This window comes from Mesorhizobium carmichaelinearum (assembly GCF_900199455.1).
Taxonomy (GTDB): Bacteria; Pseudomonadota; Alphaproteobacteria; order Rhizobiales; family Rhizobiaceae; genus Mesorhizobium; species Mesorhizobium carmichaelinearum.
On the sequence record NZ_FZQR01000005.1, the window covers coordinates 296,136 to 322,898 of the forward strand.

Below are 26,763 nucleotides of genomic sequence, written 5' to 3' on the forward strand. Positions count from 1 at the left end.
AGGAACAATGGCGCATAGGCAGGACCAGCAGCGGCGTGCGTCGATCCACGACGTGGCCAGCCGTGCCGGCGTGTCGGCCGCCACCGTCTCCAAGGTCATGGCCGGCGTCACCACGGTCAAGCCCGAGAATGCGCAGCGCGTCCTGGATGCCATCGAACAGCTGGGCTACCGCGTCGATCCGCTAGCCTCGGACATGCGCCGGGCCAAGCGCCGCATCATCGGCGCCATCATGCCGGAATTCGAAAGCGAGTTCTTCGGCCAGATGGTCACCCAGCTCGAAAGCCTCGCCGAGCAGCGCGGCTATACGCTGGTGGCGGCGTCGAGCCGTGAATCGGAAGCGCGCGAAACGGAGATCCTGGCCCGCATGCATGACTGGCGCGTCGCCGGCGTGGTGCTGGCGCCGGTGCGCAACGAGCATGGCCCGGCCGCCGCCTTCATGAAGGCGAACGGCATGACCGGCGTGCTGATCGACCGCGTGCTGTCCGACGACGCCTTCGACACCGTGTCGGCCGACAGTGCTGCCGCCAGCGCCGAGGTGGCGGCCCAACTGATCGGCAAGGGCCACCGCCACATATTGGTCGTCGGCCTTGGCGAGCAGGCGGCGACGGTGCGCGCCCGCCTCGACGGGTTTCGCACCACCGCGCTGCACCTTGCGCCGGATGTGCGCATCGATGTCGTGCTTGCCGAAACCGATGTCGAGCCGCTCAGGGCACAGTTGCGCGACTATTTTGCAAAGGGCGAGCGCCCGACGGCGGTCTATTCGCTGTTCCTCAAGGGCACGCTGGTGGCGCTGTCGGAGTTCCGCCGCCGCGGCTGGCATTGTCCGAACGATATTTCGCTGGTCGGTTTCGACGATGCCGAATGGATGCAGGTGACATGGCCGGCCATCGCCGCCGTGGTGCAGCCGGTGCGCCAGATCGCCGGCCACGCCATGGAAGCGCTGTTTGCCAGGATTGAAGGCGAGGAGGGGCCGCCGAGAGCGCGGCTCGAGCCTTGCCGGGTTTTGATGCGGGAATCCGTTGGCTCGCCAGGCAGCGGCCCGCATTCCGGGGGAGGAAACCGACAATAGCCCCCATTGTCGACAACCAAAGCTGCGCCTGGCCTCGGCTCGCGGCATCAGACATCAACTGGAGGAGAAACAAATGACCTCGTTCATCCCGAAGATAAATCGATTTACTCTGGCTTTTGGCGTCGCCATGGCGCTTTGCGCCGCGACTTCGGCCAAGGCCGACGATGCCGAATACGGCGTGCTGATGAAGACGCTGGCCAATCCGTTCTGGGGTGCGATGAGCCAGGGCGTGGAATCCGGCGCCAAGGGAGCCGGCGTGAAGATCTTCGAGCAGGCGGCCGAAAGCGACCAGGCGGCCGAGCCGCAGCTGAACCTCTGCAACACCATGCTGGAGCGCAAACCGGCGGCGATGATCACCGCCGCCATCAACTCCACCAACCTTCTGCCATGCCTGAAGGTGGCGCAGGAGGCCGGCGTCAAGATCGTCGACCTCGACAACAATCTCGACCAGGCGGTGCTCGACAAGGAAGGCATCAAGGTCACCTTCCACATCGGCTCCGACAACAATGCCGCCGGCGCGCAAGGCGCCGAATATCTCGTCTCCAAGCTCGGCAAGGACGCCAAGGGTCCGGTGCTGGTGATCGAGGGCCTGTCGGGCAACATCACCGGCGAGAAGCGCGCCAAGGGCTTTGCCGACAAGTTGAAGGAACTGGCGCCCGGTCTCGAAATCGTCGCCTCGCTGCCGGGTGACTGGGATCGCGGCAAGGCGGCCTCGATCGCCACCGACACGCTGACCGCGCATCCCGACCTCGTCGCCATCTTCTGCGCCAATGACTGCATGGCGCTGGGTGCCGTGGAATCCGTCTACGCCGCCGGCAAGGGTCCGCAGGTGACGATCATCGGCGTCGACGGCAATTCCGATGCCGTGAAGTCGATCAAGGAAGGCCGCTTGAATGCGTCCGTCGCGCAGCTGCCCTACCTCGTCGGCAAGCAGGCGGTCGAAAACGTCAAGAAGGCGCTGGCCGGCGAAAAGGTCGAGGACAGCATCGCCGTGCCGACCCTGGTGCTGACCAAAGAGGTCATCGACGCCGGCAAGGAGCCGATGTTGGAATATGTGAAGTAGCTTTGGGGAAGTAGTGAGTAGTGAGTAGTGAGTAGTGAGTAGTGAGTGGTGAGTGGTGAGTGATGAATTGCGACTCTGAGGCTGTGTCCTCATTGCTCCAGCCACGCTACTCACTGCTCCCACTCACTACACCCTACTCACTACTCACTAATTTGATTGGTGGAACAAATGGCTTCTGAAACAGCCCAGCCAGGCTTCTGGTCCCGGGTGCAGCGCGCATCCGTCGAACGGCTTCATATCAGGCTGGAATCGCTGCTGGTGCTGGTGGCGCTCAGCGCCGTCATGGCGGTGCTGTCGCCCTATTTCCTGTCGCTGAGCAACTTCCTCAACATCCTGCTGGCGACGTCGACGATCGGCGTGCTGGCGATCGCCGCCACCTTCGTCATCGGCTCGGGTGGGCTTGATCTGTCGCTGGGCTCGGTCATGGGGTTGTCCGGCGTCGCCGGCGCCTTCGTCGCGGTCAATCTCGGTTGGTGGTCGCCGCTGGCGGTTCTCGCCTGCATCCTCGCCGGCGGCATTGCCGGCTACATCAACGGGCAGTTGGTCACCCGCGCCTTCGTGCCGGCCTTCATCGTCACGCTCGGCATGCTGGGCCTGGCGCGCGGGCTGGCGCTGGTCATCTCGCAGGGCAGGGCGATCTATGGCCTGCCGCCCGAAATCGTCTATATCGGCCAGGGCCGTCCGTTCGGCGTGCCGATGCCGGTCATTCTGCTGGTGCTGACGGCCATCGTCGCCCACTGCCTGCTTGCCTATACGCGCTTTGGCCGCCACACGCTGGCGCTGGGCGACAGCGAGGGTGCGGCGCGCGCCGCCGGCATCCGCGTCGAGCATCACCGCCGCATCATCTACACGCTGTCGGGTGCGCTCGCCGGTCTCGCCGGCCTGCTGTTCACCGCCCGCGTCAACGCCGGCGACCCGACCGCTGGCATCAATTACGAGCTCACCGCCATTACGGCCGCGATCATCGGCGGCACCAATCTGTTCGGCGGCCGCGCCTCGATCCTCGGCACCATGATCGGCGCGCTGATCATGGGCGTCCTGCAGAACGGGCTGACGCTGCTCGCCGTGCAATCCTACTACCAGCAGATGGCTATCGGCGCCGTGCTGATCCTGGCGGTGTTCATCGACCAGTACCAGGTCAGGAAGGAGTCACGCGTATGACGCTCCTTGTCCTCAACGGTATCCGCAAAAGCTTCGGCGCGGTCGACGTGCTGCATGGCGTCGACCTCTCGGTCGAGGCCGGCGAGGTGATCGGCCTGGTCGGCGACAATGGCGCCGGCAAGTCGACGCTGATGAAGACCATCACCGGCATCTATCGCGCCGATTCCGGCTCCATCCAGCTCGACGGCAAAGACATCCTGCCGCTCGATCCCGGCCAGCGGCGCCAGCTTGGTATCGAGATGATCTACCAGGACCTGTCGCTGGCCAAGCAGCAGGACGTGGCCGCCAACATCTTCCTCGGCCGCGAGCCGGTGAAAAAGCTGTTCGGCCTGTTTCCGTGGTTTGTCGACAAGGCCGAGATGGACCGCCAGGCAGCAAGAATGATCGAGCGGCTCGGCGCGCATCTGCCCTCGATCAACCGCTCGGTCGGCTCGTTCTCGGGCGGCCAGCAGCAGACGGTGGCGATCGCGCGAGCGCTCACCTTCAACCCCAAGCTGGTCATCATGGACGAGCCGACTGCGGCGCTTGCCGTGCGCGAGGTGCAGAGCGTGCTCGACCTGATCCGCCGGCTGAGGTCGGAAGGCATCGCCGTCATCCTGATCTCGCACCGGCTGAACGACGTGCTGGCGGTCACCGACCGCATCGTCGTGCTGCGCCACGGCCGCGCCGAGGCCAATCTGGTCACGGCCAGGACCAACATGAATGAAGTCGTCGGCCGCATTGTCGGTGGCGGCGACACCAGCGCCGCGGCGGCGCACGAACAGAGAGGCTGAGATGAACACCTTTGGACTGCACACTTTCGCCATTGCCCCGGTCTGGGACCTCGACCTGATCGAGCCGCAGATGGAGCGGCTGAAGGGGCTCGGCATCGGCCTGCTCGAAATCCCGTTGCTGCGTCCGGAAGAGATCGACACTCTGCGCACGCGGGCTTTCGCTAAGCGGTGGAATATCGAGCTTATTCCATCGCTTGGCCTGCCGGCTTCACTCGACGTGGTGGCGCGGCCGGACGAGGCGCTGGCCTTCCTCGAGCCGGCCTTCGGCGTCTGTGAAGCGGTGGGCAGTGGGGCGCTGGGCGGCGTCACCTATGGCACGATCGGCAAGACATCAGGACGGGCGCCAACGGAAGACGAGATCGACGGCATGTGCCGCTTCCTGGTGCGCGCGGCCAAGGCCGCCAAGGCGCATGGGCTGAAGCTCGGCATCGAGCCCTGCAACCGCTACGAGACGCATCTGATCAACCGCGGCATCGACGCGACGCGCATCATCGAACGCGTCGGCGCCGACAACATCTTCATCCATCTCGACACCTATCACATGCACATCGAAGAGGAGAGTTTCGAGGCCGGCTTCCGCGCGGCGGCGCCCTATCTCGGCTATGTCCATGTCTCGGAAGCCAATCGCGGCGTGCCGGGACGCGGCATGCTCAACTGGGCGGCCTGCATGAAGGCCATCGCCGATATCGGCTACACCGGCGCCATCACGCTCGAAAGCATGAACCATGTCGATGTCGACATCGCCGGCGGCCTCGCCGTGTGGCGGCCGGTGGCGGAGAATCCGGATGATGTGATCGGTGTAGGGTTACCGTTCCTGCGCGAGGAAGCGAGGAAGGCGGGGCTGCAATTGGGGTGAGGGGTGGAAGGCTGGGGTTCCTCGCCCCGCAAAGCGGGGGAGAGGTGGCCGCGAAGCGGCCGGAGAGGGGGCTTCGTAGGGCGCCTGCTTAAGAGGTCGATAGGGCTTCATTTGGCAACGTCTGCGCCATTCCCCCTCTCCGTCTCGGCTTCGCCGAGCCACCTTTCCCCCATTTCATGGGGGCGAGGAACCTAGATCCTGCGGGGCCTGCACCCAAAGAAAAAACTGGCGCTTCCCTTCTCCCAGGGAAAGGAGAAGGGAGGACGCCTCTGCCTTTGATGGCGGGAAGAGAGTGGGAGGACCCTCACGCCATTCCGGGCTCCCGCCGCGGTCTCAAATGGCGCATCTTGCGACCGATGATCATCAGCTGCCGCGCCGTGTTGTTGCGCAGGCGCCGCACGCGCCATTCCAGCCCGGTTTCGGTGGTGATCTGCTTGGCGTAGACGCTTACACGCATACCTTCCTCATCGGAGGCCACCTTGACCGGGTCGTCATAAAAAGCGCCGATCTTGTCAGCCGCCATGCCTGGTGTTTCGAGCCAGCGCGGAATGTGAACCGAATGGAGTTGATCGACATCGATCATGACCCGCCCGATGCCGACGCCCGGCGTCGGGCATGTCGTCACGAATGCATCGCCAATGAAGACGACCCCGTCGCGACGATGGCCTTGCGTCGTGGTCAGATTGACCTGCCTGACTTCGACGGGACTCGCCACTTCGAAATTGCCGCACTGCGCCGATATTTCGGGCATCAGTTCGCAAAGCATCTTTTGCGGATCGGCGCGGAAATCCCGCGTCCATTGTTCGGCGACGGTGCGATAGACGAACATGTTCGCCCGCATCCTGTCGCCGATGGGAAAGACGGTGAGATAGGCGACGCGATCCGAGGCCCGCTTGCCATAGCAGGTGACGGCGCGATAGGTGCAATCACGCGGCGCAACGGCGAGGTCAAATCCCATCGACAGCGAATGCGCCTTCGACAGTTCGATGCGCTCGACGCCGATGGCGCGCCGCACCAATTCGCTATAGCCGGTGGCCACCACCAGCAGGCGGGCATTGATGACGGTGCCGTCGGCCAACACAAGCCGCTGCCGGTCCGGTCCGGTCGAGACCTCGGTTACCTTGCCAACCGTTAGCGGTACCTGCGACGGCAAGGCATCGCGCAGGCCATTGATCAGCGCGCCGTAGGAAAATGCGTATTCCCACTTCTTTTCACGCGCGAAGAATTGACCGAGGCGGAAGACATCGACGTCGGTAAACGGGGTGACGAGAGGCATGACCATCTTGTCGAGACCGAGCTTCTCGAACAGTTGCATCTGGTTCGCGCCGATCTTCTCGGCCCGGAACTCGTCGTGATGGACGCGGTGCGGGTCGATCAGCGTCACCTTGCGGCCGGCGTTTCCCAACACCGTTGCCAAGGTGGTGCCAGCCATTCCGGCGCCAATGATCGCCACGTCGACTTCAGCCGGGGCAGGCTCAGCGGGGGTCATGTCACTGCCCTTTCTGCTGGTCATTGTTTCTCTCCACAATCTGTGGTGGAAAATATCTTCCAGCCCTTTATCAACCTCAAGCAACCCATGCGCGTGCCCGGTAGTAACACTTGTTTACCTTAACGGCGGACCTGTTGTTTCCAGCGCGGCGCGATCGCCGAGCCATCGATGAATTCCAGGCCGCCCGCCTCGTTGAGCGTGTGCAGCTTGCGCCCATTCCATAGCGCGCCAGGAGTTAAGATGGTCTCGACGACCTGCTCCATGCCGTTCAAATCAAGGTGAGCGACGCGTGCGATGCCAAGGGCGGCGCCATAACTCCTGCGGCAATCCTGCACCGGACGCAGCAATTGGCCGTTGCGTTCGACCATGCGGCCGGCCGGCCGCGCCGAGGCGATGTCGACCAATACGGGATTTTTGGGATGCGGCGTCCACGGTCCGCGAAAATCCGGCGCCGACCACAGATGCAGCGCGTCGGAGAAGGCGCCGCCGCGGTCGCGGACGGTGGCGAACAGCCACCAGCGTCCGCCATGCTCGACCAGAGTGGCGTCGCTGGCGACGATGTCGGACAAGAGCGTCGCTTCCTTGACCCATCCGCCGGGGAAGGCGGTGGCGCGGTAGAGATCGACGGTGCGGTTGGCGCAGCTTTCGGGCACCATCCAGACCTCGCCGTCGCGCTCGAAGACGAAGGGGTAGGAGAGGTGATAGGGTAGGTCGAGCACCGGCTCGGGACGTCCGATCGGCCCCGCCGGACCGAAGGGCACCGCGGAGATGATGGCCCGGCCCAGACGGTGGATATAATCCTCGACGAACAGCGTCACCTGTCCCTGGTACAGGATCGGGAACGGATCGGCGTAGAAGCGGCTGCCGTCGTCGGGCAGCTCCTGCCAGCCCGATGCCGGATGCGCGCGCAGATCGAACAGGTCGCGGCCATTGGTCTGGCGCCAGCCGACCTTCCAGTGCGGGGCGTTGTAGCAGAGGTGGTAGATCTTCTGGACGACGCGCCGCGCCAGCGCCTTGCCCGCCCTGATGCCGAGCTTGGTGGGCGAGGGTATCTGCGGCGAGGCACCGACCTGCGTCGGTTCGGGCAGGACGGGCAGGGCCGGCGCCGCGCCGGTCACTGCCGCGAGGATCAGGCTTGCGGTGCGCGCCAGCATGTCCTGGAAGGCGGCCAGCGCGATGCCGCCATATTCGGTGCCCAGGCGTCCCTCGGCGACGGTGGCGCCGTTCTCCTCGATGCGGGCAATCGGCGTGCGGCCGTCGAGGATCAGCGCCAGCAAGGCCGCTTCGCCGGCAGCGCCATCATAGGTGACGCGCCAGACGCGTGTTACTTCCAGGCTCAAATCGCCGCAGAGGTCGATCACCAGATCAGGAGAGGCGGACGGCTGCGTGCGGTAGGGCGCCAGCGCCGACAGCGGCAGGCGCTTGGCCAGCCCGTCCGCCGGCAGGCCATGGAGGACCGTTTCAAGCTGAAACAAAGCCGCGACGCTGCCTGGAACGCCGTCCCCGGCCGGCCTGGCGTCGACTGACACCTCGACCTGCGCCAGTGCCGCCAGGCACTGCAGCAACAGCAGGTGAAAAGCACGGACGCACTCGCTGTCCAAGCGCAGGCTCACCTGCATGTCGCACCCCTAGCATTATGGTGTTCGGCGTCTGGCCGGCGTTCGAAAATTGGGCAGGGAGGATGGCCGCACGGATGGGCCGGAGTGAAGTGCTGCCCCATTTCCATACGTCTCCCGCTCGCCCGCGCCCGTGTTGACACGCTCGTGCCTTTATTAGGCAAACTCCGTGCCAAAAATCAGAAGAGCTCTCAACATAATTAACAGTGTTTTAACAGTTGAAGGAATAGCTAGGCTGAGGCCGCAATTTAATCTTTTGGGGCACATGGAGTGTTGTCGGAGCGACCTTTGCAATCATCCCTGCTCTCGTTGCCGCAACAACATGCTCCGGAGGCGATGCAATATGCTGCCCCGGAGCCCATGCCGACGGCGTCCTATGCATCCTCGACCGTCGAGCTGGGTGATTTGAAGCGCATATTGGTGCGCCGTCGTTTCCTGATCATCGCCACCGCCGCGCTGCTGACCCTTGTGACGCTGGCCTATGGCTTGCTCACGCCGGCGCTGTACAGCTCGGTGGCGGAAATCATCATCGATCCGCAAGACCTGCAGGTGGTCACCAACGACGTCAATCCGAGCCGCGTTCCGCCCGATGGCGGCATTACCATGGTGGAAAGCCAGGTCAGCGTCGTCCAGTCGACGGGCGTGCTGCTCAAGGCCATCGAGGCAACCAAGCTGACCGAGGATCCGGAATTCAACGGGCAGGGCGGGTTGTTGAGCCGCTTGCTCGGCGGCGTGCTGGGCTCGGGGTCGGCCGAAACCGACAGGACGGGCAAGACACTCGATGCGCTGCGCCGGGTGCTGGCGGTGAAGCGGGCCGACAAGGTGCTGGTCCTCGACGTGATCGTCACCGCCAAGAGCGCCGAAAAGGCGGCGAAGCTCGCCAATGCCATCGCGCAAGCCTATCTCGCCGACCACGCGAGCGCGCGCGCCAAGATGGCCACGGATGCTTCCGATTCCATCACCGCGCGGCTGGACGAACAGCGCAAGCGCGTGCAGAAAGCCGAGAACGCCGTCGAGGCCTACAAATCCGCCAACAACATGGTGATGGCGGCGGGCAACCTGGTCAGCGACCAGGAACTGACCGAGATCAACACGCAGCTCTCGGCCGCGCAAAGCCGCACCGCGGCGCTGAAGGCGCAGGTCGACCAGCTGCGCCGGTCCGGCGGCGCGCCTGATGCGACCTCGGAAGCGATGCGCTCGTCGGTGATTTCGAGCCTTAGGGCGCAGGAGGCGACGCTCGTCGACCAGGTTTCGCAGCTTGGCACGGAGCTCGGGCCGCGCCACCCCTCGATGATCGCCGCCCAGCAGCAGCTGCGCGACACGCGCGCGCTCATCGCGCGCGAACTCGGCCGCATCGGCGCCGCCGCCGAAACCGATTACGAGCGGGCGCTGGCCAACCAGCAGGCGCTGGAAGCCAAGGTCGCCGGCATGAAGAGCAAGTCGCTCGACACCGACCAGGCCTCGGTCAAGCTGCGCGAATTGCAGCGCGATCTCGAGGCGGTGCGCTCCGTCTACGCCACCTATCTGCAGCGGGCGCAGGAAACGCGCGAGCAGATCAATGTCGACAGCACCAATGCGCGCATCATCTCCGAGGCCATGCCCGCCTTGAAGAAGAGCTGGCCGCCTTTGCCGCTGCTGCTGTTCGGCGCCCTCTTCGGCGGGCTGGGGCTGGGCACCGCGCTCGCGCTGATCGCGGAATATTCCTCGCCGACCGTGCTTTCCAGCGCGCAGATGCAATCGGCCATCGACGCGCCGGTGTTTGGCGTGCTGCCGGCAAGGTCGGGCGGTGGCCGCCGTTGGTGGCCTTTCGGCGGCGCCACCGCCGCGGCGGGGCAGAAGACGGATGCGGTCGCGGGCTTGGCGCTGCGGCGCCTGTTTGCTTCCAGCCGGCGTCCGCCGAACTGGCCGCTGGTGCCGTCCGTCCTGCTGACGTCGCCGCCGGAAGACGCCGCACATCGGGGCCGGGTGGCACGCCTGCTCGCCAATGCCGCGGCAGCCAGGGGCAGCCGCGTCCTGTTCATCGACACTAATGCCGGCAGCGGCAAGAAGGAGCCGCAGCCCGGTCTCCTCGACGTGCTGCGCGGCGAATACGCCTTCGAGGCGCTGAGCCACTACACGGCCGGCAGCAATGTCGCGGTTCTGGGCAGGGGCCGGCAGACGGCTGTCTTCTCCGAGGCGCAGGGCGTCTATTTCACGCAGCATATGCTGGCTCAGGCGGGTCGCAACTTCGACCTCGTCGTCGTCGACGGCGGCGCGCTGGCCGACAATCTCAACGCCTCGCCGTTGGTCGCCATGGTCGACGAGATCGTCATGGTCGCGACGCTCAACTCGACGCCGATGGCCGACGTCACGGCGGCCTCGCAGGCCATTTCCGTCATGGGGCGGTTGCCGACCGGCGCCTTGCTGGTCGACGAGGCGGCCTGACATGGCTGCTGTCCGGGCCACCAACCCGGCGGCCGGCTGGGCCGGTTCGGGTCAAGTCGCCGGCAGCTCCGCCGATTGGCTGACCAGCTTTGGCCTGGTCGCAACGGTGGCGTTGCTGTTCAGCATCTCCGGCGGCATGCTGTGGCTGGTGGGCTACAATTACGATGGCCTGACCGGCAATCCGGCGACCAAGATCCATCCTTCGACCTATCTGCTCGTGCTGGTGTTTGCCTGGCGCGCCTGCACCTTCGGCAATCCGGTCGGCTATATGGTCGCCGTTGCCGACCGGCGGCCGGCCGGCACGCTGATGGCGGTCATCTCGATCGTGCTGCTGTTCGTCGTCATTGCCAGGCAGCGTCCCGGCATGGCCGGCATGATCGACACCTTCGTGGCGCCGGCGCTGCTGGTGATGATGCTGGGCGAGGACGACGAGAAGACATTCGCCCGGATGCAGACCGTCGTTCACGCGATCATGACCGTGAACGCTTTGCTCGCCCTGTTCGAGTTCGCCACCAAGACGCTGATCTTTCCCTATCGCCTCGACGGCGAGGTGTTCATGTCCGACCTGCGCTCGACGGCGCTTCAGGGCCATCCGCTGTCCAATGCCACGGTCACCTCGATCTACGTGCTGGCGCTGCTCTCCGGTTCGAGATCGCTGTCCATGCCGCTGCGGCTCGGGCTGATCGGCCTGCAATTCGCGGCTCTCGTTGCCTTCGGCGGCCGGTCCGCGATGGTGACGACGATCGTGCTCGGTGGTTGCAATTTGCTCATCCAGGGCCTGCGCGGCCTGCGCAAGGGGCGCGTCAACCTGCTTGGCGCGGCACTCGGCCTCATCCTTGCCGCGCTGGTGCCGGTGGTCATCGCGGTCGCGGCGTCATACGGCTTCTTCGACGCGCTGCTCGAACGCTTCGTGTCGGACAGTGGCAGCGCCAATGCCCGCGTCGAGATGTTCGAGCTCTTCAAACACTTCGAACTGCGCGACCTGATCGTGGGGCCCGATATCGATCTCATCGAAAGCCTGCGCCGCATCAGCGGCCTCGAGCAGGGCATCGAAAACCCGATCATCCGCCTGATCCTCTATCAAGGCGCCTTCTTCACCTTGCTGTTGTTTGTCGGCTTCGCCCTGTTCATGCACGAAGTGGCGCGCCGCTGCCATGCCGGCATCTGGCTGACGATGCTGGGCTGGCTGATCCTGCTCAACACCTCCGAAAGCCTGGCCTCGAAGACGACGCTGATGACCAAATTCGTGGTGATCGCGCTGGTGCTTTACCGGCCGGCAAGGGGTGTGGTGGGACAAAGGACGCCAGCAGGGCGAAGGTAGCGCTCTACGGCGCCCCCCTCTGCCCTGCCGGGCATCTCCCCCACAAGGAGGGAGATTGGCAGCTTTGGCGCCGGCTCTCCCTGACGGCATAGGCTATTGGCGAAGGCGGACGTGCCTCCGATCTCCCCCCTCGTGGGGGAGATGTCCGGCAGGACAGAGGGGGGGCGTGAAGGAACTCGACGATTGCCTGTATGGCGCGGCGCCTACCCCGGCATCCTCAACCCCAGCGCCTCCACCATCGCCGGGTCGAGCGCGCGGGTGGTGCCGTCCATCATGCCCATGCCGTCGAAGAGGTCCCAGAAGGCCCAGGGGAAGCCGAAAGACTCGGCGCTCTGCCTGACGTCTGATATGTAGCGGGCGCGGTCGGGGCTGGGCGCGGCGGTGTAGCGGGCGTCGGTGCGCAGCGCGCCGAATTCGCCCATGATGATGCGGCTAGGCGCAATGCCATGCCTGTCGGCCCAAGCGCTGACCTGGCTGAGATAGCCGTCGATGAAGCGGCGGTCGGGCTGGGCGTCGAAATAGACTTTCAGCACGCGCTCGGTTTCTACATAAGCGGCCTGTTTGTCCGCTTCCGAGGTCTCGGTATCCGCAGCCATGCGTGCCCTGACGGAGGCCAGCGTCTGTTCGAGTGAGCCGGCCGAGGCCGGCCACGGTACATTGTTCAGCGCGCGATAGACCGGCTCGCGCATCCACGGCGCGCCCTGGTGGCTGAACAGATAGGGTTCGTAAAAATGGAAGGTGAACAGGATCGGCTCGGCCCACGCCAGCGGCGCCGGGTCGAGTGCGGTCAGCCCGCGCACCATGGAGCCGCAGCCGCCAGTGACGAGCAGCGGGATATGGGATTCCCCCAGCTCCATAGCCCGCACGCTGAAGAGCAACTGCGTCTGCACTTCTGCCCAAATTTGGGAAGAACAGTCCTGCGGCGGCTCGTTAATCGGCTCCAAAGCCAGCCTGCCGGGCGCCCTCTTGTGAGACTCGCTCAGCCGCACGGCCAGTTCGGCGAGGAACATCTGATACCGCCCGAACTCCGTCGCCAATTTGCTGGAGAACATCCGGTCGGGATTCCAGTAATGGGTGGCGCCGTTGGCTTGCACGTTGACGATGACGCCGAGGTCGGCGGCAAGGGCGGCGTTCACTGCGTCGATCAACATCGCTATCAACTGGTCGTGCCGCTCGCCCTCAAAGGCCAGGAATGGGCCAGGATCGACGGGCAGGCGGATGAAATCGAGCCCAGTGGCGCGCAGCCGACGGAGGTCGTCTGGGGTCGGCACTGGCCGCTGCGACTGGAAGGGCGGCCAGTCGTAATCGGTGCGCGGTGCGGGAAATTCGCGCGTCAGCGCAAACCAAGGCCAGGCGTTGACACCTCGGCGGAACCGCCATTTGCCGCTGGCGGCATGAGCGGACGGCACGGAAAGCGGCGCCAGCGCAGCGGCGGCAGGCACCAGCGCCGTCGACAGCGCTGTGCCGAGGACCCGCCGACGCGACCAGTCCGTCATACGGCGCCGGGCGAGGGGCGGTCGATCGCGGCCGTTCTTGGGGCGCTCACGCCGAGAAGCCGATAGGCTTCATTCTCATAGGCAAGCAGAACATCGTCCCAGCGGAAGGCTTCGCGGGCACGCGTCCTGGCGGCTTCGCCGCAGGCCTTGACCAGCGCGTCGTCTTCCATCGCCCGTTGCATCTGTTCGGCGCAGCTTTGCGTGTCGGTGAAATGGATGGCGGCCGCACCCGCGACCCACCTGTTGTAGGGATTGTCGTGCGCGATCACCATGTTGCCGGCGGCCAGCGCCTCGACCAGCGACGGGTTGGTGCCGCCGACCGTGTGGCCATGCATATAGGCGCGCGCGTGATAGCGGAGTGCCTTCACCGCCGCCTGGTCGTAGATGGCGCCCGGCAGGACCACCGAGGCGTTCGCCGCCTTGCGGACCGCGACATGATAGGGGATCTGGTCGGACAGCGTGCCCAGCACCACCAGCTTCATGTCGCGCTTCTGGCTGCAGAAGGCTTCGACGATCGGCAGGATGTTGTTGTCGGGCTCGATGCGCGCGATCGAGATCAGGTATTTTCCAGGCTCGAGGCCGAGCGCGCGCACCGGCGCCTCGGGCGCCGCTGTCACCGGGTCGGCGCCATAGGCGATGGTGGCGATGGCGCTGCGCGGCCGGCGCGTCGCCAGGTGATCGGCAATCACTGGATGGTCGGCGACCAGGCGGTGCGAGGCCCAGGCGCCGATCCACTCGTTGAGCCAGAACCATGTGCGCGCTGCGCGCCCCCATTTGGGGCGGCGCCACTCGATGCCGTCCATATTGGTGATGACCTTGCGCCGCATCAGCCTGAGCCAGGTCAGGAAGACCGCGCCATTGTAGCCGAGCACCAGGCAGACACCGGGCCGGCGCGCGGAGTCGAGCACGCATTGCCAGTCGAATTCCAACGTCGCGCGCGGGCCTTTCGAGGCGACCTGGACGTGGATGAGGTCGATGCCGCGCCATGTGTCGATGCGCACCCTCTGGTCGACCCGCTCGACCTCGTCCTGGCAGTAGACGCCGACCTTCCAGCCGCGCCCGGCCAGAAAAAGTGCCAGCTTCTCGGCGAAGGTTTCGAAGCCGCCATGGGCCGCGGGGATGCCGCGCGTTCCCAGGATCAGGATGGAAGGCTGTTCCGATTTCATGGCTGCTGGCGCTTTCAGGTCCGCTCGGTCCGCTGAGGAAGGCTGTCTCATCTTAAAACCGCAGCCCTGCAATATCCCTGCCAGGCGCGATTCCGGCCATTGTCGCACCCGGGTTGTAAAATATTTGTTCCAACCGCCGTGGTTGTTTCATTATCGGTCAACCTTCCCAACGTATGTGTATCGAAACGAGGCGATGCCGGGGCTTGTTGACCCGCAAATGGATATATTAGCCCGGCATAATCCTTGCAAATGGACTTCTGCGCGCCAGAATCGGCGGAGGGCGTGCAGCATTGGTGTGGTGATCCGGGTTTCAACATCCGTTTCATGTCCACTGGCAACGAGGGAAGTCCAAAGGGGTGTTGGCTTGAAGTTTCCGGCCGCCGATAGCGTCAGGCGGCGGAATCGTCTCACCACCCTGACAGAAAGATGCATGTGAAGATGCGGATTGCTTGCATCCATCAGGGCTACGAACTCTACGGTTCCGACCGCAGCTTCGCGGAGAGCGTCGCGGCGTTGCGCGCCGCGTTTCCGTCCGCCGACATCGAAGTGGTCTTGCCGCGCAGCGGGCCGATCGTCGAAATCCTGGAACCTCATGCCAGCCGCATCGTCTTCGAGCCGCTCTGGGTGCTCAGGCGCCAGGCGATGCTGAGGCTGGCGACCGTCGAGATGGCGCGGCTGCCGGTGGCGCTGTGGCGGGCCTGGCGACGGCTCAGCGCTTGCGACCTCGTTTATGTCAACACCTCGATCGTCGCCGACTATGCGCTGGCCTCGCGCCTGCTGCCCAGCAAGGCATTGCTGCACATCCATGAAATTCCCGAAGGCGTGCTGCGCCGCATCCTCGTCGGCCTGATGCACTGGAGCCATGCCGACCTCATCTTCAACTCGAAGGCGACGCGCGCCACCTTCGGCGAGCCCAGATCCGCACGCTCCTACGTTGTCTACAATGGCGTTGCCGGCCCGGCGGCGGCGCAAGCGATGACCTATGACGGCAAGCGCCCGCTGCGGGTGCTGCTGCTTGGCCGCATCAACCGGATCAAAGGCCAGGAAGTGCTTTTGCAGGCGATCGCCTCGCTGCCGGCGGAACTGAAGTCGAGGATCGAGGTGCGGCTGGTCGGCGGCGCCTTCGAAAGCGTCGAGCGCGAGCGCGCGCTCGCCGAACTGGTCGAAACGATGGGGCTCACCGGACAGGTCAGCGCCTTGCCCTTCATCCCGGACCCTTCGGAGCATTACCGCTGGGCCGACATCGTCACCGTGCCGTCGCGGCGTCCGGAATCGCTCGGCCGCGTCGCCATCGAGGCGATGGCCTATGGCCGTCCGCCGCTGGTGTCGGCGATCGGCGGTCTGGTTGAGGTGGTCGCCGACGGCGAGACCGGCTGGCATGTTCCGCCGGGAGATGCACCGGCGTTGGCCGCGAAATTGCGGGAGATCATCCTCGCCCCCGAGGCCTGGCGCGGTTTTGTCGCCGCCGGGCGCAAGCGCTACGAGACGATTTTCAGCGAGCCGGTTGCCGCCGCCGCGATCGCGGCGATCGCCGCCGACAAGCTGAAGGCCGCGATCGCAAGGCCGGGCAGGACGGCAAGCACCCGCCAGGCGGAGACACGGCCGTGAAGTTCCCGATCCATCTGGTACGACGCCTCGTGCTGATGATCGGCGGCGAGGCGATGCAGAGCGGCTTTCACTTTGCCCTCAACATCGCGCTGCTGCACATGCTGTCGGCGCAAGGCTACGGCCTTTTCGCCATCGCCATGGTGATGGGCGGCGTCGGCCTGTCCTACATCAGGTCGCTCACCGCGGTTCCCGCCTCGATATGGATGGGCAAGAGCACCAACAGCGCCGGCGTCGATGCCCATGACGTGGCCTTCGGAACGGCGGCCCTGGTCGTGGCGCTGCTGATGGCCGTCGGCACGGCTGTCCTGATGCATCTCCTGGGCGACCCGAGCGGCATTGCCGCCGGCTGCTTCGTCGGCGCATGGTCGCTGCGCAGCCATATGCGCACGGCATTCTTCGCGCGCCGCCAGCAGGTGATCGTCTCCATCAGCGATGCCGCTTTCACGATCTCCGGCACCGTGTTCGCCGGACTGGCGATCTGGTTCGCCGGGGCCGCGCTGCAGACCGTGTTCTATGCGCTTGCCGCGGCCAATGTGGTCGGCATCTTCGTTCTGGTCCGGCTGGCGCGCCGCACGGTCCGCGTCTCCTTCCGCATGCCGACGCGCCGGCGCTATACCAGGCTGTGGCGCCAGCTGTGCTGGTCGGCGTTCAGCGCCACCACCACCAACATCCAGGGTCAATGCCTGGCGCTGCTGGTCGCGGGCATTGCCGGGCCTGCCGCCTATGCACCGCTGGCGGCGGTGATCGTGCTGTTCGCCCCGTTGCGCATCATCAGTCTTGCCTTCGTCAACATGACGCAGCCGGAGCTCGCCAAGCTGATGCGGCTGGGTGAAACGCGCCGCGTCTGGGCGCAGGCGAAGATCTGGTCGGTGGTCATGGGGCTCGGCGGCCTGGCCTATGGATGCGCCATCCTGTTCGTCCTGCCGATGATCAAATCCCAGGCTCTCCAGGATGCCTCGGTCGGGTTCATCGGGCTTTTCGTGACAGCGAATTTTATCCCGATCATGCTCTACATCATGCCTCGCATCGTGCTCGAGATCCTCGGCGATTTCCGCATCGTCGCCTTCATCACCTTGGGCGGCGCGATCGTCGGGCTGGCGCTGATCGCGATCCTGCTGGCAATCGCGTCGCCGCCGTGGGCGCTGCTGGGTTCCGCGGTCTCCGAGATCTTCGTGCTCGCGGCATCATGGTATTTCGTGCATCACCGCATGTGGAACATCGAGCACCCGGACCAGCAGCGTAACAGCCGCTTGGGCTCCTGGCGGCGGGCGGTCACGTTCGCCGCGGCGAGACGATAGGAGATGGATTTGGCAGGCCAGGCAGTGCAAATTGCTGCGGTGGACGGCTTGCCCGAAGGGGAAGCCTCCCATCCTGTAGCCGTTCTCGCGAACGACGCCTACACGGCGCGATTGCACACAAGTCTCGAAGCGGTCAGGCCGCTCTGGCTGCGCTTCCAGGAAAGCGGTGTGTGCACCGGTCACCAGAATTATGCGTGGGCTGCGGGGATCGTCGCGCGGCTGATGCCGCAAGGTGCCGAACTGCTCATCGTTGAAGTGAACAACGCGGTGACGGGCGCGCCCTTGATGCTGGTGCCGCTGATGCTGCGGCCAGCCTTCAGCCATCGGGTGATCGAATGGCTGAGCTGTGGCGTCTGCGACTATTCGGCACCGCTGCTGGCCGATGCGAGCGCGTGGACCGCACAATCCGCGCAGGCTGCGTGGGCGGCGGTGCGTTCCGTGCTGCCGCCGGCGGACCGCTTCCATATCACGGGAATACCGCAGCGGATCGGCGGCGTCGCCAATCCGCTGGCCTTGCTCGCGGCCGCGCGCGGTTCCATCCAAACCACTTTTGGTCTTGCCATCGACGGCGACCCGGAAACCGTCCTCAAGCGGCTTTGCAGGCCATCCTTCGTCAAGGAATTCGGCAAGGACTGGCGTCGCCTCGAACGGCTCGGCGGCGTGGAACTGGTCGAGGCCGCTACGCCGGCCGAGGTGGAGCATATCTTCGACGAACTGGTCCGGATGCGGCTCAGCCGGTTTCGCGAGCTTGGCCGCTTCGATCTGCTGACGCAGGAGGCCGTTGTCGATTTCTACCGCAACGCAGCTCTACAGGGCCTGACGGACGGTTCGGTGCGGCTGTTCGGGCTGCGCGTCGGCGAGGCGCTGATCGCGGTTCAATATCTGCTTGTCCATCAAGGGACTGTTCATGCTCTGCTGATAGCTATGGACCAGAGCGTCGTGCCCAATGTCTCACCGGGCCTCTTGATCATGGGCAGGTTGATGAGCTGGGCACGCGAGCAGGGCTTTGGCTATTTCGACCTGTCGGTCGGCAACCAGAGCTACAAGGGAAATATGGGCGCCAAGGGTTCGGTTCTGGTGGAACTCTGCCACGGCTACACGATGCGGGGCAGGGCGGCGAACACCGCAATCGATGTCCGCAACCGGACCGAGGCCTTCGTGCGATCCAAACCACGGCTGCTCAATGTGGCCCAGGCACTGATGCGAGGTTTGCGGCGTTCGCGTGGAGGACGTTGAGAGCGGGCCTGAACGACGGGAGAAGTACGTGGCAGGCCAGGCAATGCGAATAGTCGCGGTGGAAGATGCACCGGGCCAACCGCTTTTCCCTGATGTCGCCGGTTTGGGCGCCGTCGCGCGCTTTGCCGCACGGCTGCACACCAGCTTCGACACCGTAAAGCCCCTCTGGTTGCGCCTTGAGGAGACTGGCCTGTGCACCGGCCACCAGGGCTTTGCCTGGGTGGAAGGGATCGCCAAACGGCTGATGCCCGAAAACGCGGAGCTGCTCGTCGTCGAGGTGAATGACGCCGCCACGGGTGCGCCGGTCATGCTGCTGCCACTGATGCGCCGCCGGGCTCGGGGCCACACTGTGATCGAATGGCTGAGCGGCGGCGTGTGCGACTATTCGGCGCCGCTGTTGGCCGATGCGAGACCATGGACCAGGCAGAGTGCGGACGCCGCCTGGGCGGCGGTGTGCGCCGTGCTGCCACCGACGGACCGCTTCCACATCGCGGGAATCCCGCGACAGATTCACAGCATCGACAATCCGCTGGCGCTGCTTTCGGTGGCGCGCGACTCCATCCAGATTGCCTCGGGCCTGGCCCTGGATGGCAATCCGGAGACGCTGATCAAGCGCATCTGCAAATCGTCCTTTGCCAAGAATTTCCACAAGCATTGCCGCCGCTTCCAACAGCTGGGCAAGCTCGATCTGGTCGAAGCCGAGACGCCTGACGCGGTGGAGGAGCAGTTCTCCACGCTTCTGGAACTCAGGCTCAACCGCTTCCGCGAACTCGGGCGTTTCGACCTGCTGACACAGGCACCGGTCGTCGAGTTCTACCGCAACGCCGCCCTGCAGGGCCTGTCCGACGGCTCGGTGCGGCTGTTCGGGCTGCGTGTCGGTGAAGCCTATCTCGCCGTCATCTACGTGCTGGTCATGAAGGGCACCTTGCACGCGCTTCTGCTCGGGATCGACCAGGACGCGGTTCCCAACGTCTCGCCAGGCCTGACAACGATCGGCAAGCTGATGGTGTGGGCGCGCGAGCAGGGGCTCGGTTATTTCGACCTCTCGGTCGGCAGCCAGGGCTACAAGCAGCATATCGGCGCTTCGAGCGCGGTGCTGGCCGAGTTGTGCGAGGCGGTGACGCTGAAGGGCAGGGGTTCGACCGCCTATATCAAGCTGCGCGGCAAGACCGAGCTTTTCGTGCGCTCCAAGCCGGGGCTGTACAAGGTCGTGCAGGGCGTAATGCGCCGCTTGCGGCGATTGAAGAACTGAGGCTGCCGCCCGGTAGTGGGTCAGCTCTTCCAAGAAGGTAGAGACTCATGCCAACCCGGTCGCGTATCCCATGCGACTTGTGGCTGACCCCGGGCCGCTGGCTTGATTGGCAGACTCTGGGAAATCAGTAATATCGTCGCTGATCGAGGCAGAGAGGCAGAAAATTTGAAGTATGAATGGGCGAACAATCCTCACCTGTTTATTCCAGTAACGGTCTGCGTCGTTGTCGCGTTCCTGAGCGCCGCAGCCATCATCATTGCAATGCTGAGCATTTTTTCGCGGACCGATTTTTACGGATCGATTGATGAGCAGAATCTTCCATGGAGCGAGCGATGGGGAAAGCGTGATGCGCGGCGGTATGCTGACTATTGGTCGCCACGTTTCCTGACAGCGCGCAGAGTGATTGCGCTCGGCGCTCTTGTCTTCATCGGCAGTTTCGCTGCGCTCGCATTTATAACCGCCGTCTTCGGCCATCCATCTTGACCGAAATTTCAAACTGACCCCCTACCTGTCGCCCAGACAGATTGACAAGCTCCCGCCAAAGCCATCACGCTCCCGCGCGCAAAGATTGCAGGAGGCAATGATGGCAAGCCTGGTGGTGATGTACGGCACGCCCAGCGATCCGGCGGCGTTCGATGCCTATTATCGCGAAAAACACATTCCGCTGGCCAAGACCATCCCGGGATTGCGGCGCTACGAAATCAACCGCGGCCCTGTCATGACGCCGGCGGGACCAGCCAAGGTCCATCTGATCGCCACCTTGCAGTTCGACGACATGGCCGCCATCCAGAATGCATTCGCCAGCGCCGAAGGGCAGGCGGCCGCAGCCGATCTCCAGATATTCGCGACGGGCGGCGCCGACATGCTGATCTTCGACAGCGAGGATGTCTGAGACGCAAACGGCCTTTCAACGTGACCCGCCGCCGCAAGATGGCGGGTTTTTTCTGCCCCTGAGGCCTGCCCGCGAACCAACGATTCACATCGCCTCGGAATCGAAAAGCAGCATCGTCACACGGTCATCAGGCGCGTATTTGCGACGGTCGACGGCGCAGGCCTTGCCAATCTCGGTGGCAAAGGCCGCACGCATGGCGTCCAGGCTGTCGAAATAGAGGGTCGCCACGATGTAGGGCGTCTCGCCTTGCAACATGTTCACGATCGGCTGTTTGCTGACATCATAGCGCCGCAGCCCGGGAAGCTGTTTTGCGAGCGGCAGATGGATGTCGAAATAGTGCCGGTCGAAGGCCGCTGGATCGGCGGGGGTTTTTGTAGATGACAAGCATCTTGGCCATGATGGTGCTCCCTGTCGTTTGACGTGATCGCGCCTCGTCGGCGCCGCACCAATGTCGTTTGCCATGAGCGGATTTCGACAGGGATGCGGGTTTTTGGCATGACCAAGGGTTGGCCCGGCACCGCCAAATTGACAGGACGGCGCGTCTCCGTCATCCTTGAGGCCAGTCGCCGGCGTGCCAGGGCGACCGAGGGCAGCGTCATGTTCAGTCCCGTCATCGGCCAGAATGCCAAGCGCGCCGCGGTGCGCAAGGCGCTCGACGCCCACAAGATCTACATCACCGCGCAAAGCTTCTCGGACGGTGCCTACCGGGCACGGGTGCTGGTCGACGGCGAGGCCTACTGGGTCGATGAATTCCGCCTCGCCCAGCTGCGGCAGGGGCTTACGCCGGCCGAGCTCGAGTTGACGCCGGCCGCCGACGATTGAGGCCAAGTGAACAATCGCGAGTGGTGCAAACGTAGCGCTCTACGGCGCCCCCCTCTGGCCTGCCGGCCATCTCCCCCACGAGGGGGGAGATCGGATGTCGCGGCGGCCTTCGCCAATTTCCAAAGTTGTAAGGGGAGAGTCGGCGTCACGGCTGCCAATCTCCCCCCTCGTGGGGGAGATGTCCGGCAGGACAGAGGGGGGCGTGAAGGAACGAGGCGGTTGTTGTTTCCAACTGTCGCGCGCTTCGGTCTTTGACCATGACCACCCCTCCCAAACTCAAGACCTATCGCGCCAAGCGTGAATTCTCGAAGACGCCGGAGCCGGCGGGCGGGCTGATCACCGGCGACGGCAACCGCTTCGTCGTGCACAAGCACCATGCCACGGCGGACCATTACGATCTGCGCCTGCAGGTCGGCGATGTGCTGAAGAGCTGGGCGGTGCCGCGCGGGCCTTCGCTCAACCCGGCCGACAAGAGGCTGGCGGTCGAGACCGAGGACCATCCGCTCGAATATATCGACTTCGAGGGCGTCATTCCCGAGGGCGAATATGGCGGCGGGCCGATGATCGTCTGGGACACCGGCATCTGGGCGCCGATGGACGATGTCGACAAAAGCCTTCGCACGGGCGCCTTCAAGTTTCGCCTCGCCGGCGAAAAGCTCAATGGCGGCTGGATGCTGACCCGGCTGAAGCCCAAGCCCGGCGAGGACGCGGACAAAAAGAACTGGCTGCTCTTCAAGGAGCGCGACCTCGCCGCCGACACCGCGCTGAACATCCTCGAAGCGCGGCCGGAAAGCGTGAAATCCGGTTTTTGCATCGAGGAACTGGCGGCAGTGGCGAAACCGATCGCAAAATCCGCGCCCAAGCCGGGTTCCTTGAAACCCGGCACGCTGCCGGGCGCCGTCAAGGCGCCGGCGCTCAGCCGCATCGAGCCGCAACTGGCGACACAGGTGCCGAAGCCGCCGGGCGGCGAAAGCCTTGCCGAGAACACGAATGAGCTCTGGCTGCACGAGATCAAATTCGACGGCTACCGCACCATGGCGCATCTCAGCGACGGGCAGGTGCGGCTGATCACCCGAGGCGGCATCGACTGGACGAAGCGCTATGGCGACCTGCCGCATGCCTTCGCCAAACTGCCGTGCCGCGAGGCAATCATCGATGGCGAGATCATGGTGCTGGATGCCAAGGGCATCAGCCGCTTCGCGCTGCTGCAGGACGCGCTGGCCGAGGGCGCCGGCAGCAAGCTGCATTTCTACGCCTTCGACCTCCTGCATCTCGACGGCTGGGATCTGATGAAGGTGCCGCTCATCCGGCGCAAGGCGCTGCTGGGCGAATTGCTTGGCGGGCTGGGGGCGAATTCCGCCATCCAGTTCTCCGACCATGTCGAAGGCTCGGGGCAGGGATTGTACGACCAGGCGACTGAACTTGGGCTCGAAGGCGTCGTCTCCAAGCGCGCCAGTGCGATCTACCAGAGCGGCCGCACCAAGAGCTGGACCAAGTGCAAGGCGCTGCAAAAGGACGATTTCGTCATCGCGGGCTACACGATTTCGCAAGCGGCGGAAGGGCTGGCCGCACTCGGTATGGCCGAGTGGGAGGATGGCGAACTGCACTATCGCGGCAAGGTCGGCACCGGTTTCGATGCCGAGACCGCGGCCGACCTGCTCGCCCGGCTGGAGCCGCTGACATCGGGCGCGTCGCCACCCGAAGGCGTGCCGCGTGAAATCATGCGCGAGATGCACTGGGTGAAGCCGTTGTTTTCGGCGCGCATCCATTATGCCAACCGCACGGCGGACAATGCGCTGCGCCATGGTGTGTTTCGCGGTCTCAGGGATGTCGGGCTGTCGACGCCGGTCTCGGCCAAGCGCAAAAGGCTGATATCCGAGGCGGACCTTGCCACCATCTGGGTGACCAATCCCGAGCGGCGGCTGTTCGGCAAGACCGGGCCGACCAAGCTCGACATCGCCGTATACTACGCGCTGGTCGGCGATTTCATGCTGCCGCACATCCTTGGCCGCCCGGTGTCGCTGGTGCGCTGCCCGACCGGCCTGCCAAAGGACTGTTTCTTCCAACGCCACGCCTTCACCGGCATGCCGCCTTCGGTGGTGACGTTCCAGGCGACCAACTCCGAGGGCGAGACCAAATCCTATCTCTCGGTCGAGGGGGCAAAAGGCTATCTGGCGCTGGCGCAGTTCGGGGTCGTCGAGTTCCACACCTGGGGCACGCACCGCTTGAGCCTCGACAAACCCGACCAGATCGTCTTCGACCTCGATCCGGGCGAGGGGATTTCCTGGCGCGAGGTGGTCGAAGCCGCCGTCCACATCAAGGGCGAGCTCGAGGGGCTGGGGCTGGTGCCGTTCGCCAAGACCTCCGGCGGCAGCGGCATCCACATCACCGTGCCGGTGACGAAGAAGCAGAACTGGAAGAAGCTGCACCAGGCGACCAGCGCCATATCAACCCATCTGGCGGCAACCGCGCCCGACACCTTCACCACCACCATGGGCAAGGAAAACCGCAAGAAGCGCATCTTCATCGACTATCACCGTAACGCCCGCGGCCACACCTCCGCCGCGCCTTATTCGCTGCGGGCGCGGACCAATCTGCCGGCCTCGACGCCGGTGAGCTGGAGCGATCTGGAGGCGATCGATGCGCCGCAGGATCTGAACTATTCCTCGCTGCCGGGGCTGCTGGAGACGTCGGGCGATCCGTGGGCGGATATCGAGGAGTTTGCGCGGGATTTGCCGGCCTTGAAGACCTAGGGTTCCTCGCCTTCGTGAAACGGGGGAGAGGTGGCCGCGAAGCGGTCGGAGAGGGGGCTGCGCCGACGGTTGGAATATGGCTCCCCGAGCCCGCCCAAGGACAGGTTCGCGCCATTCCCCCTCTCCGTCTCGGCTTCGCCGAGCCACCTCTCCCCCGCCTTCGCGGGGGCGAGGAACTGGCGCTCCGCCATCGACGCTTCCGACAATTTGAATTATCTTCCTCCCCGCGACCTTCCGGCGGCCTAAAACATTTCGTCAGGGATTTGCCGGTATTGTGCGGTGTCGGTGTAGGATTTGCGCAGGCTTGATCGTCCTTCGGACGAAAAGCGCTGCAGAGAGCATGATCCCAAAAAGTGGGAACCGGTTTTTGGGTAAGATCATGCTCAGTCAAGAATGTCAGTGCATGGCCGCGTAGGAGTGTATCATGGCGCCCAGGGCAAGTTGGAAAGGTTACCTCAAGCTCAGCCTCGTCAGCTGTCCGGTGCGGCTATACCCCGCAACGACGACCAGCGAGCGCATCTCGTTCAATCAGCTGCACAAGAAGACCCACAACCGCATCAACATGAAGCCGGTCGATCCCGAACTCGGGCTGGTCGAGCGCTCGGATCTGGTCAAGGGTTATGAGTACGAGGACAAGCAGTACATCATCATCGATGATGCCGACCTCGACGCGGTGCGTATCGAATCCAACCACACCATGAACATCGAGGCCTTCGTCGACGAGGGCGAGGTCGATGTCATCTACCAGGACGCGCCCTATTACCTGGCGCCGGATGGCGCGATGGCGGAAGAGACCTTTGCCGTGCTGCGCGAAGCCATGCGCAAATCCGGCAAGCTGGCGATCGCGCGGCTGGTGCTGTCCAGCCGCGAGCGGGTGGTGACGATCGGCGCGCGCGAGAACGGCATGTTCGTGTGCACGTTGAGGAATCCGAACGAAGTGCGCGGCACGGCTGAATATTTCGGCAACATCCCGGCCGGCAACCCCGACCAGGAAATGCTTGAACTGGCCGAAGCGCTGATCAAGCAGAAGGAAACCACCTTCGACCCGAAGAACTACGAGGACCGCTACGAGATCGCGCTGATGGCGATGATCCGCGAGAAGCTCAAGGGTCACAAGCCGATCATCGCGGCCGCGCCCGAGCGCGGCAATGTCATCAATCTGATGGATGCGCTGAAGGCCAGCCTGTCGCAGTCGAAGCCGCCGGCCAAGTCGAAGAGCAAGGCCGACGAAGTGGCGGCCAAGCCCGCCGCCAAGAAGGCGGCAGCGGGCGGCGCGCCTGAGAATCCGCTGAAGGCCAGTCTGCTCAAGGCGGTCGGCAAGAGCAAGAAATGACGGCACCGGCCGTTTCGGTTCCGGGGGCCGTCTTTGGCACCATCGGCGCGCTGGCGGCGTTTCCGCTGCGGCTCGCCGCCCGCGAGGTCGAGCGCCAGCACGGCCAACTCAGGCGCGGCATCACCCGGCGCACGACGCATGTCGTGTTCGGCCGGACATTGCTGGCCAAGGCCGGATTGACGAAAAACGGCGATGCCGGAATCGAACACCACGTCGCCGCCGAGCGTGCGGCCGGGCGCATTCTGCTCAGCGAGAACGGGTTCCTGCGCCTGCTCGGGCTGATGAAGGCGCCGGAGGCATCGTCGCTGTCCAGGCAGTCGCTGATCGAGCAATCGCGGCTGTCAGGCGCCGACCTCGACCACTTGTCGCTGTTCGATGCCTTCGAGCATGACGCGGAACCCTATTCCTTCCGCGACCTGATCCTGGCGCGCAAATATGCCGGGCTGATCGCCGGGGGCGCCACCTGGGGCGCGATCGCGCGCTCGGTGCACCGCTCCGGCCCGGTCGCCTCGCTCACCGCCAAATCGCTCAATGTCGGCTCGCAGCACGGCCGGCCCGACGCGATCTATCTCGAAGGCGGCCAGAGCGAGCTTGACGGCCAATTGCTGTTCGATCTGGGCAGCGCGGTACAAGGCGACGACACGCTGGAAGAGCTGTTTTCCGAGGCCGAAGCGGTGGAGGAGGGCGGCGATCATGATGGCGCCGCCGCGCTTTACCAGCGCTGTCTCGCCATCGACCCGAGCGACGCCATCGCCGCGTTCAACCGGGCCAACTGCCTGCGCGCCGGCGGCCACGCGGCGGATGCCGCGCATGATTATGCCAGGGCGATAAAGCTCGATCCGGCTTTCGTCGAGGCCTGGTTCAACCTCGCCGGGCTGATGAGCGAGCAAGGCCGCGACGCCTCGGCGCGAAGGCATCTGCAGAAGGCGATCGCGCTCGACAAGAGCTATGCCGATCCGGTGTTCAATTTGGCGCGGCTGGAATTCGATGCCGGCAATCTGCCAGAAGCGCGGCGGCTGTGGGTACGGTATCTGGAGCTTGACGCGGAGTCGGAATGGGCTGGGGTGGCGGCCAAGGGCGTACAGTTCGTGGACATGCAGCTGGCTCGGACGGCGGGGTGATCATGATTGGCGAA

Annotated in this window: 22 protein-coding genes; 17 read left to right on the forward strand and 5 right to left on the reverse strand. The window is 64.7% G+C overall.

The genetic code is table 11. The features are described 5' to 3' along the window. Positions 1–7 precede the first annotated feature (7 nt). The 5 genes from CKW40_RS14580 to CKW40_RS14600 all read left to right on the forward strand — a co-directional run bounded on the left by CKW40_RS14580 (position 8) and on the right by CKW40_RS14600 (position 4,922). Positions 8–1,069 carry a LacI family DNA-binding transcriptional regulator gene (locus CKW40_RS14580; protein WP_095200582.1) on the forward strand — a complete coding sequence of 354 codons (1,062 nt, stop codon included), beginning with the start codon at positions 8–10 and terminating at the stop codon, positions 1,067–1,069. Positions 1,070–1,142: 73 nt separating this feature from the next. After that, positions 1,143–2,132: a sugar ABC transporter substrate-binding protein gene (locus CKW40_RS14585; RefSeq protein ID WP_095200583.1), complete on the forward strand. Its 990-nt coding sequence runs from the start codon at positions 1,143–1,145 to the stop codon at positions 2,130–2,132. A 168-nt stretch (positions 2,133–2,300) separates the two neighbouring features. After that, positions 2,301–3,293, forward strand: a complete 993-nt coding sequence (locus tag CKW40_RS14590) for an ABC transporter permease (protein WP_095200584.1) — start codon at positions 2,301–2,303, stop codon at positions 3,291–3,293. Continuing rightward, positions 3,290–4,066, forward strand: coding sequence for an ATP-binding cassette domain-containing protein (locus tag CKW40_RS14595; RefSeq protein ID WP_095200585.1), 777 nt, complete (start codon positions 3,290–3,292; stop codon positions 4,064–4,066). The genes CKW40_RS14590 and CKW40_RS14595 overlap by 4 nt, the downstream gene beginning before the upstream one ends. A 1-nt stretch (position 4,067) precedes the next feature. Next, complete coding sequence (locus CKW40_RS14600; RefSeq protein ID WP_095200586.1) at positions 4,068–4,922, forward strand: sugar phosphate isomerase/epimerase family protein; 855 nt, start codon at positions 4,068–4,070, stop codon at positions 4,920–4,922. A gap of 304 nt (positions 4,923–5,226) precedes the next feature. Here CKW40_RS14600 and CKW40_RS14605 read toward each other — a convergent pair whose 3' ends face one another. Further along, positions 5,227–6,435 carry an FAD-dependent oxidoreductase gene (locus CKW40_RS14605; RefSeq protein WP_179297967.1) on the reverse strand — a complete coding sequence of 403 codons (1,209 nt, stop codon included), beginning with the start codon at positions 6,433–6,435 and terminating at the stop codon, positions 5,227–5,229. A gap of 95 nt (positions 6,436–6,530) precedes the next feature. Beyond that, a complete protein-coding gene (locus CKW40_RS14610; RefSeq protein ID WP_095200587.1) occupies positions 6,531–8,030 on the reverse strand; it encodes a glucosamine inositolphosphorylceramide transferase family protein in 1,500 nt (499 codons plus the stop codon). Between the two features lie 333 nt (positions 8,031–8,363). Between CKW40_RS14610 and CKW40_RS14615 the strand changes: the two genes are divergently transcribed. Together CKW40_RS14615 and CKW40_RS14620 are read left to right on the forward strand one after the other, a co-directional pair. Further along, the gene (locus tag CKW40_RS14615) at positions 8,364–10,451 is read left to right on the forward strand and encodes a GumC family protein (protein WP_179297968.1); all 2,088 of its coding nucleotides are present in this window, start codon (positions 8,364–8,366) and stop codon (positions 10,449–10,451) included. A gap of 1 nt (position 10,452) precedes the next feature. Next, on the forward strand, positions 10,453–11,772 hold the full coding sequence (locus CKW40_RS14620) for a VpsF family polysaccharide biosynthesis protein (RefSeq protein WP_095200589.1): 1,320 nt from the start codon (positions 10,453–10,455) through the stop codon (positions 11,770–11,772). 203 nt (positions 11,773–11,975) lie between these two features. On the opposite strand, the gene CKW40_RS14625 is transcribed toward CKW40_RS14620, so the two are convergent. Both CKW40_RS14625 and CKW40_RS14630 read right to left on the reverse strand, forming a co-directional pair. Further along, a complete protein-coding gene (locus CKW40_RS14625; RefSeq protein ID WP_095200590.1) occupies positions 11,976–13,268 on the reverse strand; it encodes a glycoside hydrolase family 5 protein in 1,293 nt (430 codons plus the stop codon). Next, entirely contained in the window at positions 13,265–14,434 is a 1,170-nt protein-coding gene (locus CKW40_RS14630; protein ID WP_179297969.1) for a DUF1972 domain-containing protein, read from the reverse strand. Before CKW40_RS14630 ends, CKW40_RS14625 begins: the two co-directional genes overlap by 4 nt. A 438-nt stretch (positions 14,435–14,872) precedes the next feature. Here CKW40_RS14630 and CKW40_RS14635 point away from each other — a divergent pair, with 438 nt between their 5' ends. From CKW40_RS14635 to CKW40_RS14660, 6 genes are all read left to right on the forward strand, one after another. After that, a complete protein-coding gene (locus CKW40_RS14635) occupies positions 14,873–16,042 on the forward strand; it encodes a glycosyltransferase (RefSeq protein WP_095200714.1) in 1,170 nt (389 codons plus the stop codon). Next, positions 16,039–17,340: an MATE family efflux transporter gene (locus CKW40_RS14640; protein WP_179297970.1), complete on the forward strand. Its 1,302-nt coding sequence runs from the start codon at positions 16,039–16,041 to the stop codon at positions 17,338–17,340. The genes CKW40_RS14635 and CKW40_RS14640 overlap by 4 nt, the downstream gene beginning before the upstream one ends. A 3-nt stretch (positions 17,341–17,343) precedes the next feature. Then, a complete protein-coding gene (locus CKW40_RS14645) occupies positions 17,344–18,576 on the forward strand; it encodes a GNAT family N-acetyltransferase (protein WP_179297971.1) in 1,233 nt (410 codons plus the stop codon). Between the two features lie 28 nt (positions 18,577–18,604). Further along, on the forward strand, positions 18,605–19,828 hold the full coding sequence (locus CKW40_RS14650; RefSeq protein WP_244571184.1) for a GNAT family N-acetyltransferase: 1,224 nt from the start codon (positions 18,605–18,607) through the stop codon (positions 19,826–19,828). Between the two features lie 102 nt (positions 19,829–19,930). After that, the gene (locus tag CKW40_RS14655) at positions 19,931–20,311 is read left to right on the forward strand and encodes a hypothetical protein (RefSeq protein WP_095200594.1); all 381 of its coding nucleotides are present in this window, start codon (positions 19,931–19,933) and stop codon (positions 20,309–20,311) included. A 100-nt stretch (positions 20,312–20,411) separates the two neighbouring features. After that, complete coding sequence (locus tag CKW40_RS14660; RefSeq protein WP_095200716.1) at positions 20,412–20,720, forward strand: EthD family reductase; 309 nt, start codon at positions 20,412–20,414, stop codon at positions 20,718–20,720. An 84-nt stretch (positions 20,721–20,804) separates the two neighbouring features. On the opposite strand, the gene CKW40_RS14665 is transcribed toward CKW40_RS14660, so the two are convergent. Beyond that, positions 20,805–21,104, reverse strand: a complete 300-nt coding sequence (locus CKW40_RS14665; RefSeq protein WP_244571185.1) for an EthD family reductase — start codon at positions 21,102–21,104, stop codon at positions 20,805–20,807. 111 nt (positions 21,105–21,215) lie between these two features. Between CKW40_RS14665 and CKW40_RS14670 the strand changes: the two genes are divergently transcribed. The 4 genes from CKW40_RS14670 to CKW40_RS14695 all read left to right on the forward strand — a co-directional run bounded on the left by CKW40_RS14670 (position 21,216) and on the right by CKW40_RS14695 (position 26,749). Next, on the forward strand, positions 21,216–21,542 hold the full coding sequence (locus CKW40_RS14670; protein WP_244571186.1) for a hypothetical protein: 327 nt from the start codon (positions 21,216–21,218) through the stop codon (positions 21,540–21,542). A 257-nt stretch (positions 21,543–21,799) separates the two neighbouring features. Continuing rightward, positions 21,800–24,295: a DNA ligase D gene (ligD, locus tag CKW40_RS14680; protein WP_095200595.1), complete on the forward strand. Its 2,496-nt coding sequence runs from the start codon at positions 21,800–21,802 to the stop codon at positions 24,293–24,295. A gap of 424 nt (positions 24,296–24,719) precedes the next feature. After that, positions 24,720–25,628 carry a non-homologous end joining protein Ku gene (gene ku, locus CKW40_RS14690; protein ID WP_095200597.1) on the forward strand — a complete coding sequence of 303 codons (909 nt, stop codon included), beginning with the start codon at positions 24,720–24,722 and terminating at the stop codon, positions 25,626–25,628. Continuing rightward, the gene (locus tag CKW40_RS14695) at positions 25,625–26,749 is read left to right on the forward strand and encodes a tetratricopeptide repeat protein (protein WP_095200598.1); all 1,125 of its coding nucleotides are present in this window, start codon (positions 25,625–25,627) and stop codon (positions 26,747–26,749) included. Before ku ends, CKW40_RS14695 begins: the two co-directional genes overlap by 4 nt. The last annotated feature ends 14 nt before the right edge of the window (positions 26,750–26,763 follow it).